The organism is Halosimplex marinum (genome assembly GCF_051414075.1).
Classification (GTDB): Archaea; Halobacteriota; Halobacteria; order Halobacteriales; family Haloarculaceae; genus Halosimplex; species Halosimplex marinum.
The window spans coordinates 202,328-216,823 of the sequence record NZ_JBLKNY010000003.1 but is presented as its reverse complement, the minus strand read 5'-3'; the positions used below and the strand labels follow the sequence as shown (position 1 = coordinate 216,823).

Annotated in this window: 17 protein-coding genes; all 17 read left to right on the top strand. The window is 66.0% G+C overall.

Annotated features, from left to right (window positions below):
* The first annotated feature begins 130 nt into the window (after positions 1-130).
* On the top strand, positions 131-856 hold the full coding sequence (locus ACMGFI_RS02065) for an RAD55 family ATPase (protein WP_436906982.1): 726 nt from the start codon (positions 131-133) through the stop codon (positions 854-856).
* Positions 857-1,022: 166 nt separating this feature from the next.
* Positions 1,023-1,358 carry an ArsR/SmtB family transcription factor gene (locus ACMGFI_RS02060; protein ID WP_436906981.1) on the top strand — a complete coding sequence of 112 codons (336 nt, stop codon included), beginning with the start codon at positions 1,023-1,025 and terminating at the stop codon, positions 1,356-1,358.
* Between the two features lie 178 nt (positions 1,359-1,536).
* On the top strand, positions 1,537-1,812 hold the full coding sequence (locus ACMGFI_RS02055) for a DUF7521 family protein (RefSeq protein WP_436908829.1): 276 nt from the start codon (positions 1,537-1,539) through the stop codon (positions 1,810-1,812).
* Between the two features lie 249 nt (positions 1,813-2,061).
* Positions 2,062-2,739 (top strand): flagellin, encoded by a 678-nt coding sequence (locus tag ACMGFI_RS02050; RefSeq protein ID WP_436906980.1) that lies wholly within the window; start codon positions 2,062-2,064, stop codon positions 2,737-2,739.
* 58 nt (positions 2,740-2,797) lie between these two features.
* Complete coding sequence (locus tag ACMGFI_RS02045) at positions 2,798-3,394, top strand: DUF7500 family protein (RefSeq protein WP_436906978.1); 597 nt, start codon at positions 2,798-2,800, stop codon at positions 3,392-3,394.
* A 129-nt stretch (positions 3,395-3,523) separates the two neighbouring features.
* Positions 3,524-3,883: a chemotaxis protein CheY gene (cheY, locus tag ACMGFI_RS02040; RefSeq protein ID WP_436906977.1), complete on the top strand. Its 360-nt coding sequence runs from the start codon at positions 3,524-3,526 to the stop codon at positions 3,881-3,883.
* On the top strand, positions 3,880-5,094 hold the full coding sequence (locus ACMGFI_RS02035; RefSeq protein WP_436906976.1) for a chemotaxis protein CheC: 1,215 nt from the start codon (positions 3,880-3,882) through the stop codon (positions 5,092-5,094). The genes cheY and ACMGFI_RS02035 overlap by 4 nt, the downstream gene beginning before the upstream one ends.
* Before the next feature lie 3 nt (positions 5,095-5,097).
* Positions 5,098-5,619 (top strand): chemotaxis protein CheD, encoded by a 522-nt coding sequence (locus ACMGFI_RS02030; RefSeq protein WP_436906975.1) that lies wholly within the window; start codon positions 5,098-5,100, stop codon positions 5,617-5,619.
* Between the two features lie 227 nt (positions 5,620-5,846).
* On the top strand, positions 5,847-7,490 hold the full coding sequence (locus ACMGFI_RS02025) for a FlaD/FlaE family flagellar protein (protein ID WP_436906974.1): 1,644 nt from the start codon (positions 5,847-5,849) through the stop codon (positions 7,488-7,490).
* Positions 7,474-7,902 (top strand): archaellum stator protein ArlF, encoded by a 429-nt coding sequence (arlF, locus tag ACMGFI_RS02020; protein ID WP_436906973.1) that lies wholly within the window; start codon positions 7,474-7,476, stop codon positions 7,900-7,902. Before ACMGFI_RS02025 ends, arlF (ACMGFI_RS02020) begins: the two co-directional genes overlap by 17 nt.
* Entirely contained in the window at positions 7,902-8,369 is a 468-nt protein-coding gene (arlF, locus tag ACMGFI_RS02015; protein WP_436906972.1) for an archaellum stator protein ArlF, read from the top strand. The genes arlF (ACMGFI_RS02020) and arlF (ACMGFI_RS02015) overlap by 1 nt, the downstream gene beginning before the upstream one ends.
* Positions 8,370-8,438: 69 nt before the next feature.
* Positions 8,439-8,900: an archaellum stator protein ArlG gene (gene arlG, locus ACMGFI_RS02010; RefSeq protein WP_436906971.1), complete on the top strand. Its 462-nt coding sequence runs from the start codon at positions 8,439-8,441 to the stop codon at positions 8,898-8,900.
* Positions 8,897-9,658, top strand: a complete 762-nt coding sequence (gene arlH, locus ACMGFI_RS02005; protein WP_436906970.1) for an archaellum protein ArlH — start codon at positions 8,897-8,899, stop codon at positions 9,656-9,658. Before arlG ends, arlH begins: the two co-directional genes overlap by 4 nt.
* Before the next feature lie 14 nt (positions 9,659-9,672).
* Complete coding sequence (flaI, locus tag ACMGFI_RS02000; protein ID WP_436906969.1) at positions 9,673-11,349, top strand: archaellum flagellar ATPase motor FlaI; 1,677 nt, start codon at positions 9,673-9,675, stop codon at positions 11,347-11,349.
* A complete protein-coding gene (arlJ, locus tag ACMGFI_RS01995) occupies positions 11,349-13,103 on the top strand; it encodes an archaellar assembly protein ArlJ/FlaJ (protein WP_436906968.1) in 1,755 nt (584 codons plus the stop codon). Before flaI ends, arlJ begins: the two co-directional genes overlap by 1 nt.
* A gap of 300 nt (positions 13,104-13,403) precedes the next feature.
* Positions 13,404-13,712, top strand: coding sequence for a hypothetical protein (locus tag ACMGFI_RS01990; protein ID WP_436906967.1), 309 nt, complete (start codon positions 13,404-13,406; stop codon positions 13,710-13,712).
* A 48-nt stretch (positions 13,713-13,760) separates the two neighbouring features.
* Positions 13,761-14,477 (top strand): SOS response-associated peptidase, encoded by a 717-nt coding sequence (locus ACMGFI_RS01985; protein ID WP_436906966.1) that lies wholly within the window; start codon positions 13,761-13,763, stop codon positions 14,475-14,477.
* Positions 14,478-14,496: the final 19 nt, after the last annotated feature.

The window sequence follows — 14,496 nt, the reverse complement described above, 5'->3', positions numbered from 1 at the left end:
AACCGCCCCGTACCAGTGACCGCGCGGTCCTCCTCTCGCCACGGATCGGGAAGTGATCGCATGAACAAGACTTTTTACCACAGCCGCCGGATGCTCCACCAGCCGAACTCCGCGAGGATCCACGGAAGACATGATCGAACTAACGAAAACCGGCATCGACGGGTTGGACGAGATCCTGAACGGTGGTATTGTCAAGAATTCGACGACCCTGGTGAGCGGGAACCCGGGGGCGGGCAAGAGTATCCTCTGTCTGCAGTTCATCTATAATGGCGTCGAGCAGTTCGACGAGAAGGGCATCTACCTGACCTTCGAGGAGGACGAGGAGGACCTGCGGGAGGCGGCCGAGTCGATCGGCTTCGACAACTGGGGCGAACACGTCGACAACGGCGACATCAAGGTCTACGACAAGAAGGTGCTACTGCGCGAGAACGACTTCTCGTCGTCGTTGGAGCTGTTGCTCGACGACTTCGAGGACAACGACTACGACCGGGTGGTCCTCGACTCGCTGGCGATGTTCGAGCTGTTCTTCGAGACCGAGCAGGAGAAACGCACCTACCTGCTGAAGTTCACGGACATCCTCAGCGAGAACGAGCTGACCACGCTGATGACCAACGAGCAGGGCGCCGTCTTCCCGGAGACGGAGATCGGACTGGAGAACTACCTCACCGACGGGAACATCTACCTGATCCAGACGCCGACCGAATCGGGCGTCAACCGATACGTCTGGGTGGCGAAGATGCGCAAGCAGGACATCGAGACCGACATCTTCCCGATGGAGATCTCCCACGGGGGGATCCGCGTCCACCAGAACGCCAGCGCGTTCTCGATGATGAGCGAGGACGACAACCCGCTCTGACCGGGCCGTTCTCACGATTGTAATCGGTTATTACTTCGAAAAACGCGAGCGATGAACAGTCTCGACGGGAATCCTCCGTCGTTCGCGGTCCGGGAGCCGACCGAGTAACCGGCGGATACCGGCAGCGATAGATTTATACTGCGGTGAATATACGTTTTGATAACGGATGGCTTCAGCCGAGATCCTCCAGACTCTGGGGAACAAATACAGCGCAGAGATCCTGGACGCGACCGACGAGCCACAGTCCGCCCAGGAGCTGAGCGACGAACTCGGGATCCCGATCGCCACCTGTTATCGCCGGATCGACGAGCTGACCGAGCACGACCTGCTCGAACTCCACGACAACATCCTCTCGGACGACCGCCGGCGCATCAAGGTGTACCGGCGAAACGTCGATCAGGTCCACATCGACTTCGAGGAGTCGCTCACCGTGGAGATCGAGGAGCGGACGGAGGTCACGAACAAGCTCGACGAGGCCTGGCGGACCCTCTCGGAGAGCTAGTCCGCGCGCGCACGCGACACTCCGCGGTCCGCCGCTGGTCGGCGTCGGCCGGCTCGCCCGGTTCCGCGATCCGGACGCGCCGGCGGACACACGCTGGTACGCGTTTGTTATCACGAGAGATATTTTCGAGGGTGGATTTAATACAGGGTATCGAGAAGCCCGAGCCAACGTGGTCACAGTGATCGAACTACTCTACGCCGTATCGACGCTCATCTTCGTCGTCGCCGGGCTGACGATGGTCGGAATGGCCATGCGCGCGTACGTGCAGACGTCCCGACAGGCGATGCTCCACCTCTCGCTGGGGTTCTCGCTGGCGGTGGCCGGCGCCGCGGCGACGATGATCAGCGCGTTCCTGACCGGCTTCGCGGGCCCGCGGTCGCTACTGCTCGTCAACAGCGGGCTGACGACCTTCGGCTACCTCTTCGTCATGTACAGCCTGGTCACCTACGAGTGAGGTTGCCGGAAGCATTATCATATTCTCAAGTAATACTAGATTTCTCGTCGTCCGGCCACCTTCGCCCTGGGATCTGTAAATTAGCGGTTTTAAACTATCTAAGCGCCGTTTTTCCTCGATGAAAACGCTCCCCGTTTCGGTAGGTCTTGATTTTAATATCGATAATTGGGGGATCACCCTTAATACGGAAGCGTAGAATCCTCGGAGTAGAGTCCGGGGGCGCGCAACGACTCCCGGGCGGAGAATCCCATGCTACACAACGAACGCAACGAACGAGACCGCGGGCAGGTCGGTATCGGGACCCTCATCGTGTTCATCGCGATGGTCCTGGTGGCGGCGATCGCGGCGGGCGTGCTGATCAACACGGCGGGCTTCCTGCAGACGAAGTCCGAAGAGACGGGACAGCAGTCGGGGCAGCAAGTGACGAACCGGCTGCAGGTCTCCTCGGCGACGGGGACGAACCTCAGTGACTCCTCGGTCGGCGTCGTGAACCTGACGCTGAAGAAGTCACCGGGGGCGAGCAACATCGACCTCGAGAACGCGACCGTCCAGTGGGTCGGTCCCTCGGGCACCTACAACCTGGTCAACGCGAGCGTCGAGGCGGCCGGTGCGGACGGCCACTTCGGTATCGTCGCGTTCAAGGACTCGGACCAGTCACACCCGGTCCTCAACGACCCGGACGACCGCATGGTCATGGTCTTCGACCTCGGCCGTGACGACGTCAAACCCGACGACCTGACGAACCTCTCCGAGCGGGCGGGTCGACAGACCGGCACCGGCAGCGGTGACGGCGAGACGTACTTCGGGGAGCAGGTCCCCGAAGGGGCGTCCGTCAACGTCAAGATCACCACCAAGTCCGGCGCGACCACGAGCGAACAGCTGACCGTCCCCGAGACGATCTCGGGCGCCGAAGCTGTCCAGCTCTAAACCTGTCGAAGAGCCGTCATTCGACGGAATTAAACCCTTTTATCGCGGACAACACCGTATGGCCACGGGCGACGACGAACCGACCGAGGGGGACGACGGCCCCATCCTCTCGCCCGACGAGCTCGACATCACCCAGGACGAGCACGTCGCGGAGATCGACGACGGCCGGTACGTCGTCTCGCCGGGCGACCCCATCGGGGACGTGCCGGCGGTCGACGCCGGCGGGTCGTCGACGGACCGGGCGTCCGAACAGCCGGACGCGGCCGCCGAATCGACTGCCGCGCCGGCTCCCGACCCGCGGGAACTGACCGAGGACGACGTCCACGAGTTCCTCGCGACGCAGTTCTCCGACTCGGGCTCGCGGTACGGCTTCGACATCACGGCGACGTTCGACGGGTCGATCCAGCAGCGACAGATGGTCTCGAACGACGTGGTGACGATCTTCGAGAGCCTCGTCCTCTGGTACGCCCAGCAGATCGACGGCAAGACGCCCGTCGAGGAGGTGCTCGGCATCCTGCTCATGGAGGCGAACGTCCCGGTCCGATACCCGCCGGCCAGCCTCCGGCGGTTGCTCGAATCGACGGAGCTGTCGCCCGACGACTCCATCGCGGACCTCATCGCCGCCGTCGGCGACGAGGACGGCTTCCGCCTCTGAGCCGTCCGTCACTTCCCACCCGGATCCGCGTGTAGCCCCGCGGATCCGCCGCCGCGGGTGCTATCAATCCCGATAATTTACGGGAAGGCTTTATCTGGGTTTTCACAGTACGACAGAGGTGATAGGCCCATGTCAGACGTATTGATAGCCGACGACTCGGAGTTCATGCGAAACCTGTTGCGGGAGATCCTGGAGGAGGACCACAACATCGTCGGGGAGGTGGAGAACGGCGTCGAGGCGGTCGAGACGTACAAGGAAGCCCAGCCGGACCTGGTGATGATGGACATCGTGATGCCGATCCGCGACGGGATCGAGGCGACCGACGAGATCAAGTCCGCCAACCCCGAGGCGAACGTCATCATGTGCACCAGCGTCGGCCAGGAGGAGAAGATGAAGGAGGCGGTCAAGGCCGGCGCGGACGGCTACATCACGAAACCGTTCCAGAAGCCCAGCGTCATGGAAGCCATCGAGGACGTCGTCCCGTCATGAAAGTCGACGTCCAGTCGCTCGGGACGTTCAACCGCCTGGCTCACGAGGGGGCCGAACAGGCTACCGGGTCGCTGTGTCAGATGACCGGGCTCGACGCCGTCGTCGACGTGACGAAGATCACCCTCGTCGACCGCGCGGACGTGGGCGAGCAGCTGGCCGACGGCGAGTACGTCGGCGTCCAGTTCACCTTCGACGGGGAACTCGCGGGCGACACGGCGCTCGTGTTCGACCGGGCCGGCAGCGAGACGATCGTCGAATCGCTGGTGCCCGGCGGCGCCGACGACGAGGCGATGGCCCGCTCCAGCGTCGAGGAGATCGGCAACATCATGATGAGCGGGTTCATCGACGGCTGGGCGGACTTCCTGGAGACGACCATCGAGCACTCCCCGCCCGAGTACGTGACCGGCGACGGCTCGGCGATGTTACCCGAATCGCCGGAGGGCACCGAGCGCGACCAGGTGTTCGTCTTCAAGAGCGAGATCGAGTGGGTCGGAGAGTCGGTGAGCTTCTACATCTACATGTTCCCCGAGTACGACCCGCTCGCGGACGTGATGGCCCGGACCGCCGACACCGAGGACGACGCCATCCCGGTCGACAAGCTCGAGGTCTTCAACGAGATGACCAAGGACGGCACCCAGCAGGCCGCCGAGAACGTCGAGATGATGACCGGGATCGAGACCGAGGCGGAGGTCACCCGGCTCAGCTTCGCGCCCATCGAGGACGTGCCAAAGCAGATCGGCACGGACACCTACGTCGGGACGGTCGTCGAGTTCACGGGCGTCCCGAGCGGCTTCCTCCTCGTGCTCTTCGACGAGGCCTCGGCGGTCCACATCGCCGAGGCGATGATGCCGGTCGAGATGGACGCCGACGAACTGACCGACCAGCACAAGGCCGCTATCGAGGAGCTGGGCAACATCATGACCTCGGGGTTCGTCGACGGCTGGGCGAACGTCCTCCAGACCTCCGTCGAGCACACGCCCCCGCGGCTGGTCCACGACATGGGCCGGGCGGTCGTCGACCCGCTGGCCGCACAGGTCGGCCAGCACCAGGAGCACGCATTCATCATCGACTCCGAGATGCGGACCGACGACATCGCCTTCGGCGCCGAGATCCACGCCCTGCCGAACGAAACGGAGTTACGGCAGGCGCTCGACGAACTGCTCGTCGAACGGGCCGACGAGACCGAGGCCGACGTCGAACAGATCTTCTGACACATGAAAGTGTACGACGGGACGACGGCCGAGAGCGAACCGGCGACCGACCCCGAGCGGATCAAGGTCGGGATCGCCGAGTCGAAGGTCGCCGCCGGGGAGGCGGTGCTCACGACCAGCGGGCTGGGGTCGTGTCTGGGCGTGGCCGTCTACGACCGGACGGCGTCGGTCGCCGGCCTCGTCCACGTCATGCTGCCCTCGGTCGACGAGATGGAGGGCGGCAACGACGCGAAGTTCGCCGACTCGGGGATCCGCGCGCTCGTCGCCGACATGGAACGGGACGGGGCCGACCGCGAGCGCATGGAGGCGAAGATCGCCGGCGGCAGCAACATGCTCGACTTCTCCGAGAACGGCTCGGGCATCGGCGTCCGCAACGTCGAGATGGGCCGGCAGACCCTCGCCGAGTTCGACATCCCGGTCGTCGGCGAGGACGTGGGCGGCGACCACGGCCGCTCGCTGCGCATGGAGGCGACGACCGGCGATCTCATCGTCAAAAGTGCCAAACGCGATCCGATCACGCTGTAGCCGTCGGGATGGGGGCCGCTCGTCCGACGCCCGTCCGACGCGGGCGCGGTCGGGGCTCCGTGGAACACGCTTCTTTCCCGCCGAATCTCGGGAAATTTTCGTCCGACGTTTCTTTCCGCGTCTCCGCCGTTAGTTCAACGCCAGTAGGCCGGAATTAACGCGTTTGTTATCAGTAATGATATCAGAAACGGTACATTGAAGGGTGTTAGAGCGGACCTACGCACGTAATGAGTCCCGTCGCTCAGTCGTTCGTCCCGGCGGTGCCGGGCGCGTCGGACGCGCTCCCCGCGCTGGTGGTCGTGTTGACCAGCGGCGTGCTCGGGATGAGCATCCGGCAGATGATCGACATCTTCGGCGACGGCGACGGGGACGACGAGGACGACGAGAGCATGGCCGACGGCGGGCTGATGGCCGACGAGGGCGACGACGAGGAGCTCGGCGGCTTCGGCGGCCTCGAGGACGACGGCGACGACGAGTTCGGCGAGTTCGGCGACGACGAGTTCGGCGACATGGACGACGGCGGGGCCGACACCGACGAGCTCGAGCACCGCCTCGACGAGCTGGAGACCGAGGTGGGGAGCCTCTCCTCGACGGTCAACACCGTCCGCAACGAGAACGAGCAGATCGCCGAGACCGTCGACGACGTCGAGGAGAACGTCCGGAAGTTGCTGGACATCTACGAGATGGTCACCCGCGGGGTCAACCCCTTCGCCGACGACATGGAGCCCGGCGGGATGGGCGCCGGCGGCGGTGGCGGGAACTTCGGGCTGTTCGACGACGGCGACGAGGAAGAGGCGGACGAGGACCTGGACGACGAGATCGCCAACGCCGACGCGGAGGGGTTCTTCGACGAGGACCTGGTCGAGGACGACGGCGCCCCGGAGGACGGCGTCGACGACGTGATGGGCGGCGGTGGCGGCGACGACCTCGGCGGCTTCGAGGACGACGGCGGCACGTTCGACGACGGCGCGCTCGACGACGGCGACGACCTCGGCGGGATGGACGACCTCGACGAGGACCTGGACGGCGACTTCGACGACGCGAACGACGGAGGGAACGACGACATGAGCGACGCATCCGACGGGGAGGGCGGCAAGTCCTTCGCGGAACTGAAAGACGAGTACGAGTCCGGCGACGCCGAGTGGGCCGACGAACTCGAAGACGACGAGGGGGACGTCGAGGACGACCTCGGGGACGCCGACGACCTCTTGGACGACGGGGAGTCGGACGACGACACGGCCGACGATGACCTCGTCGACGAGGAGTCGGACGGCGACATGGCCGACGACGACCTCTTCGACGAGGTCATCGAGGACGACGGGATAGAGGGAGTCGAGGACGACGGCGACCCCGACTCGGCGGCTACCCCCGACGCCGACGCGGAACTGGACGCGGCGGCCGACCCGGAAGCGACGACCGATTCTGCCGCCGCGACCGCCGACTCCGGGACGGATTCGGAGTCCGCAACCGGGGCGGACGCGGCGACCGGGGCGGCCGACGCGACGGCCGCGGCCGACGGGGCCGACTCGGACGGCAAGCCGTATCTGGAGACGATGCCGGAGGGGCTGGCGACCGAACTCGTGGTCGTCGAGTGGCTGGAGTACCTCGTCGAGCAGGTGGGCGTCCGCGAGACGGCGCGGGCCATCGACTACTACGAGCGGATCGACTGGGTGGCCGAGCCGGTCGCCGAGGACCTGCGGGCGTACCTGCGCGGGTTCGACGGCTCGGGTGGCGAGGGCGGACTCACGATCGACCACCACACCCGGAGCCTGCGATACATCAGCCAGCTCGACGGCGACGCCGCCGAGTCCGTCGCGCTCTCGAAACTCGCGGGGTCCCGGGGAGGTGGTGCCGATGGGATTCAGCGTTAGCGGCTCCGCGGCGCTGGTGTTCGCCGGCCTGCTCATCGCCTTCGGGATGTGGCACGGCGCCGCCTCCGACAGCTTCGAGCGGGTCTCGGAGGCCCGGAGCGACCGGGCGGACCGCCTGCTCGACCAGCAGAACACGGCGCTCGCCCTCACCGCGACGTACGTCGACGGGACGCTCACGGTCGAGGCCACCAACGACGGCTCGACGGCGCTGTCGCTCAACCGGACGGACGTCCTCGTCGACAACGAATACGAGACCGACTGGCGGGCGAACGCCACGGTCGACGGCGACGAGGAGACGTATCTGTGGCTCCCGGGCGAACAGCTCACCGTCGAGATCGCCACGGGCGCCACGCCCAGCCGCGTCAAGCTCGCCACCGAGGACGGCGTCTCGGGCACAGAGGTGGTCGCCTGATGGGCTTCTCCGTCAGCGGCTCGCTGGTCGTGGTCCTGCTGGGCCTGTTCGTCGCGCTGTCGGCGTTCTACGGCAGCGTCTCCAACGCCGGCGAGCGGGTCGCCGAGGCCCGGGACGCCGCGGCCGACCGCGCCGACCGGATCGCCGGATCCGACATCGCGATCACCGGCGTCAGCGTGTTCACGACCCCATCCTGCGGGATCCGCGTCGAGGTCAACAACACCGGGTCGACCAAGCTCCTGTTGAGCGACACAGACCTGTTGCTGGGCAACCAGTACCGGACCGGCTGGGCGGGCGACGCCGTCGTCGACGGCGCCGTCAACGGCTCGGAACCCAACACGGATCTGTGGCTACCGGGCGAACAGCTCACCGTCGAGCAGTCCGACCTCGACGCGGCGCCCCGGTCGGTCAAGGTGGTCTCCGGCCCCGGCGTCGCCGCCACGCGGGAGGTGACCGGCGCGTGCTAGCGAGTCGACGCCCCGCGGTCCGTCCCGCCCACCGAGCCACCGGACCGGCCGGCACGGAGGTGGTCCGCCGTGGCTAGCGTCTCCGTCTCCCACATGATCCTGTTCATCGCGTCGATGCTGGTCGCCGCCAGCGTCGCGGGCGTGTTCACCGACACGGTCGGCCAGCTGAGCAACGCCATCGACGACCAGGGGCTGCAGGTCAGCCAGGACGTGCGCACCGACGTGGAGATCATCAGCGACAGCGGCTCGTCGAACGTCTACGACGACACCACGAACAACATCACGCTCCACGTCAAGAACACGGGTTCGGAGACGTTACCGGCCGACCCGAGCGCGGTCAACGTCTTCGTCAACGGTCGCTTCGAGACGGACGTGGGCGTGTCGCTGTACGGGGAGGGTCCCAACTGGGGGCCGGGGTCGGTCCTGAAACTGGAGATCGACCGCTCCGACGACACCCTCCCGGTCAACGAGGACCACCGCGTGAAAGTGGTCGTCAACGGCGACGAGGAGGTGTTCGAGTTCCGCACATGAGCATCGCGACCAACGATCTGTTCTCGCTGGGACTGAAGGAGCGCGACCGGATCAACAAGGAGCTGGGCGGCGGGATCCCGCCGGGCAGCATCGTCCTCGTCGAGGGCGACTACGGCGCCGGCAAGTCCGCCATCAGCCAGCGGTTCGCCTACGGCCTCTGCGAGGAGGGCCACTCGGTGACGATGCTCTCGACCGAACTGACGGTCGGGAGCTTCCTCGACCAGATGCACTCGCTGGACTACGGCATGGTCGAGCACCTCCTCGACGAGAACTGCCTGTTCCTCCACGCCGACATCGGCGACGGGAACACCTTCTCCGGCCAGGAGGAGGAGGGCGACCGGAAGGAACTGCTCAAGCGGCTGATGGACGCCGAGGTGATGTGGGACTCGGAGGTGGTCATCATCGACACCTTCGACGCCATCCTCCGCAACGACCCCAAGTTCGAGGCGCTGGTCCGACAGAACGAGGAGCGACAGGCCGCCCTGGAGATAATTTCGTTCTTCCGCGACGTCATCTCCCAGGGGAAGGTCATCATGCTGACCGTCGACCCCTCGACGCTGGACGAGGAGGCCATCGGCCCCTTCCGGGCGATCGCCGACGTGTTCCTCGAACTGGAGATGATCGAGGTCGGCAACGACGTGCGCCGACAGATCAGCGTCCTCCGATTCGCCGGCATGGGCGAGCAGGTCGGGGACACCATCGGCTACTCCGTCCGCTCGGGGACCGGCATCGTGATCGAATCGCGCAGCGTCGCCTAAAGACTCGCACAGCCATGACAGAACACGGACGACCCAAACCCTCGGACGAACTCAGGCAGGTCGCGTCGCGCCGGCCGCACCTGATGGACCACCTGAAGAAGTTCAAGCAGATCACCGGGGAGTTCCCCACGTTCATCGAGGAAGCCGACGACGACTACGAGTCCGACCGGCCGAACGTCCTCTACCCCGTCGGCGGGCCGATCTTCTGTCACATCTACGGCGACATCGGCCAGGACATGAAATACTACGCCATCGAGCCGGAACTCGACGACGAGGAGTCGGTCGTCTTCGAGGAGGTCCGCAACAAGCTCCTCCAGAAGAGCGTCAACAAGCCCGCCCCCACCAGCGACACGGAGTACGACGACCGCATCGAGGAACTCCTCCAGGAGTCGACCGCGGTCAAGAGCGGCGCCAGCGACGAGCGCGGCGTCCTCTCGCGCTTTTCCAAGCTCTCGAACCTCGGGAAGGTGGAGGTCACCGAGTCGACCTACGAGAACATCCTCTACCGACTGAATCGGGACATCGTCGGGCTCGGCCCGCTGGAACCCGTGATGCGCGACCCGGCCAACGAGGACATCCACGTCATCGGCCCCCACGAGTGCCACGTCGACCACTCGGTCTACGGGATGCTTTCCACTACCGTGGACTTCGGCACCCCCGAGGAGTACGACCAGTGGCTCAAGAACATGGGCGAACGCATCGGCGACCCCGTCTCCGACAGCGACCCCATCGTCGACTCCACGCTGCCGGACGGCTCGCGTCTCAACCTCATCTACTCCGACGACGTGTCCGTCAAGGGGCCCTCGCTGACCATCCGCCAGGGCGACGAGGTGCCCCTGTCGATCTTCCAGATCACCAAGTGGGGGACGCTGTCGCCGCAACTGGCGGCGTACCTCTGGCTCTGCCTGGAGAACGAACAGACCGTCTTCGTCGTCGGGGAGACGGCCTCGGGGAAGACCACGACGCTCAACTCCATCATGGCGTTCATCCCCCGGGACGCGAAGATCTACACCGCGGAGGACACCGCGGAGGTCCTGCCACCGCACGACACCTGGCAGAAGCTCCTGACCAGGGAGGGCGACGACGAGAGCTCCAGCGTCGACATGTTCGACCTCGTCGCGGCTGCCCTCCGTTCGCGTCCCGACTACATCATCGTCGGCGAGGTCCGCGGCGAGGAGGGGCGCATGGCGTTCCAGGCCGCACAGACCGGCCACCCGGTGATGCTGACGTTCCACGCGAGCGACATCGTCTCGATGATCCAGCGCTTCACCGGCGAACCGATCAACGTCCCGGAGACGTTCATGGACGTGGCCGACGTGGCGCTGTTCCAGAACCGCGTCAAGCAGGGCGACGATGTGCTTCGCCGGGTGACTTCCGTCCAGGAGATCGAGGGCTACTCCAAGGAGATGGACGGGGTCGTCACCCGTCAGAGCTTCTACTGGGACCCCGTCGAGGACGAGATCGTCTTCCAGGGCATGAACAACTCCTTCGTCCTCGAGGAGCAGATCGCGACCCTCCTCGGCTACGAGGACACCCGCGACATCTACGACGACCTGAACTTCCGGGCGAGCGTCATCGAGCGCGCCATCCAAGAGGGCATCCTGGGGTACCACGAGGTCAACGAGCTGATCGAGGACTTCCAGCGCGACGGCGTGGAGGGCCTCCCCTTCGACATCCACAGGACCGAGTGATGGCGTCGGCAGACGAATCCGCTGGCACCGTCGAACTCACGCTCACGTCCGCCCTCGCCGGGCTCGCGGACGCCTACGAGCAGATGCCGATGCCGCTGAACCGATACCTCGGCGTCATCCTCGTCCCCTCCGTCGTCTTCTTCGTCGCGACCGTCGCCGTCGGACTCCTGCTCGACCTCCCGCTGATGATCCGCGGGCCGATCCCCCTGCTCGGATTCCTGATGCTCGCCTCTGCGGTCTTCTACCCCAAGATCCTGCTCTCCCAGCGCAAGGCGGAGCTCAACAACCAGTTCCACCTCGTCGTCACCCACATGACGGTCCTCTCGACGACGAACATCGACCGCATGGAGGTGTTCCGCCAGCTCTCCCGGCAGGACCAGTACGGCGAGATGGCCGCCGAGATCGGCCGCGTCGTCGAACTCGTCGACACCTGGAACCAGAGCCTCGACGACGCCTGCCGCCGCCGCGCCAAGCAGGTCCCCAGCGACGCCGTCTCCGACTTCTTCGACCGCCTGGGCTACACGCTCGGCGCCGGCCAGGCGCTCGACGACTACCTCGTCTCCGAGCAGGACCAGATCATCGCCAACTACAAGACCGTCTACCAGGGCACGCTGGACAACCTGGAGGTCATGAAGGACCTGTACCTTTCGATGATCCTCTCGATGACGTTCGCCCTCGTCTTCGCCGTCGTTCTCCCGGTCCTGACGGGCACGAACCCGACGATGACCGTCAGCGCCGTCATCGTCCTCTACGTGTTCGTCCAGTCGGGCTTCTACCTCGCCATCCGTTCGATGGCCCCCCACGACCCGCTGTGGTACCACCCCGAGGACAAGCCCTCCCCCGTCGAGTCGAAGATCCGCAACGCCACGGTCGCCGGCACCGCCCTCTCGGTCGGCCTCCTGGCCTTCTCGCTGGCCGGGATGCTCGGCCTCTCGCCGGTCACGCTGGGGGACCTGGTCTTCTTCCTCGACCCGCTCCCGCTGCCGTTCTACGCCGCCATCCCGATCACACCGTTGCTGATCCCCGGGATCGTCGTCGGCGCCGAGGAGAAGAAGATCAAGGCGCGCGACGAGGAGTTCCCCAGTTTCATCCGCGCACTCGGGGCGACCGAGGGCGCCAAGCAGTCGACCACCTCGACGGTGCTGGAGACCCTGCGCCGGAAGGACTTCGGGCCGCTGACCGACAACGTCGACAACCTCTACAAGCGGCTGAACATGCGCATCGAGACGACCGAGGCCTGGCGCCACTTCACCGCCGAGTGTCGCTCCTCGCTCATCCAGAAGTTCTCCGAGATGTACCTCATCGGCCGCGAGATGGGCGGCGACCCCAAGCTGCTCGGCGAGCTCATCTCCGAGAACATGATGGAGGTCCAGCAGTTGCGCCAGCGCCGCTCGCAGGCCACCACCACGCTCATCGGCCTCCTCTACGGGATCACCGCCGCCTCCACGTTCGCCTTCTTCATCGGCCTCCAGGTCGTCAACATCCTCGCCTCGATGAGCCTCGACCTGCAGAGCGGCACCGACAACTTCGACGTGGGCAGCCTCATCAACACCGAGGTGTACAACATCCCGCTCATCGAGTTCCTGCTGATCGTCATCATCATGTTCGGCGCGATGCTGTCGGCGCTGATGATCCGCACCGTCGACGGCGGCCACAAGATCAACACCTACGTCCACTTCGTCGCGCTCACCTGGGTCGGCTCGGTCACCGCCGTCATGACCAAGTGGCTGGTGACGCAGTTCCTGGCCATCTAGAACCCACTTTTTCCGGCGGAGAGCGCCTCGCGGCGCTTCGCGCCGCTGCGGGGATCCTCCGCCGAAAAAACTTGGGGAAAAAAGCCGGACGACTCGGTCGCTGCGCTCCCTCGCGTCCGGTGAACCGGTGCCTGCGGCGCCGGATGCGAGATGTAGACCTGCCTTTCCCCGGGTCGGCCGACGAGACGGCCTCCCGGCCACCGCTCCGCGCCGCGACCACCCCGCGACCGCTCCGGCACCGCGACCGCACCGTCTGAACGGCCCCGTACACCTATCCGGCCTCCGACCGACTACCGTGCCATGGCAGAACCGGAAGACACGCTCGCGCGCTCGCCCGTCGACTTCGACTCCGCGGTGGCCTACGCGCTCCACCCGGAGATGCGCCGGCTGATCATCCTCTATCTCGTCGGGACGCTGTTGCTCCCTATCGGTCTCTCGATGTTCGTGAACCCGCCCTTCATCGGCGGGCTCGCGCAGATCGTGCGCCAGGTCATCGGACTCGGGATCGTCCTCGTCGGTGCCACGTTCTTCTTCGGCGGGGTCGTCGGCGCGGCGTTCAAGGTGGTCGCCGACGCCAACATCCTCGCCGCTGCGCTCTTCGAGGAGTGACGACCGCCGGACTGTGCCGTTATTGCGGTGGGGGCCGTAGCCGGACCCATGTGTGGCCGCTATAGCCTGTTCGCCCCGCCCGACGACGTCGAGGAGCGTTTCGACGCGACGTTCGACTTCGCGTTCGAACCCCGCTACAACGCCGCGCCGAGCCAGCAACTCCCGGTCGTCACCGGCGACGAGCCCGAGACCATCCAGCGCATGGAGTGGGGGCTGGTCCCCGCGTGGGCCGACGACCGCTCGGCGTTCGAGTTCATCAACGCACGCGCGGAGACGGTGCGAGAGAAGCGCAGCTTCGCCGACGCCTACGAGTCGCGGCGCTGTCTCGTCCCCGCCGACGGCTTCTACGAGTGGACCGACCTCGGCGGGGAGAGCGGCAAACAGCCCTACCGCGTCACCGTCGGCGACGACGAACTGTTCGCGATGGCGGGGCTGTACGAGCGGTGGACGCCCCCACAGACCCAGACCGGCCTCGGCGACTTCGGCGGCGGGTCGGAACCCGACGGCGACCCCGAGCCGGTCGAGACGTTCGCGGTCCTCACCACGGAACCGAACGACACCGTCGCGGACCTGCACCACCGGATGGCGGTGATCCTTAGCCCCGAGGAGGAAGAACGGTGGCTCACCGGCGACCCCGACGAGGCCGCATCGCTGCTGGACCCCTATCCCGACGAACCGATGCGGACCTATCCCGTCTCGGCGGCGGTCAACGACCCCGCGAACGACACGCCGGCGGTGCTCGAAGAAGTCGAAGTCGGCGGGTGACCCGACGTGGAGCGGACCG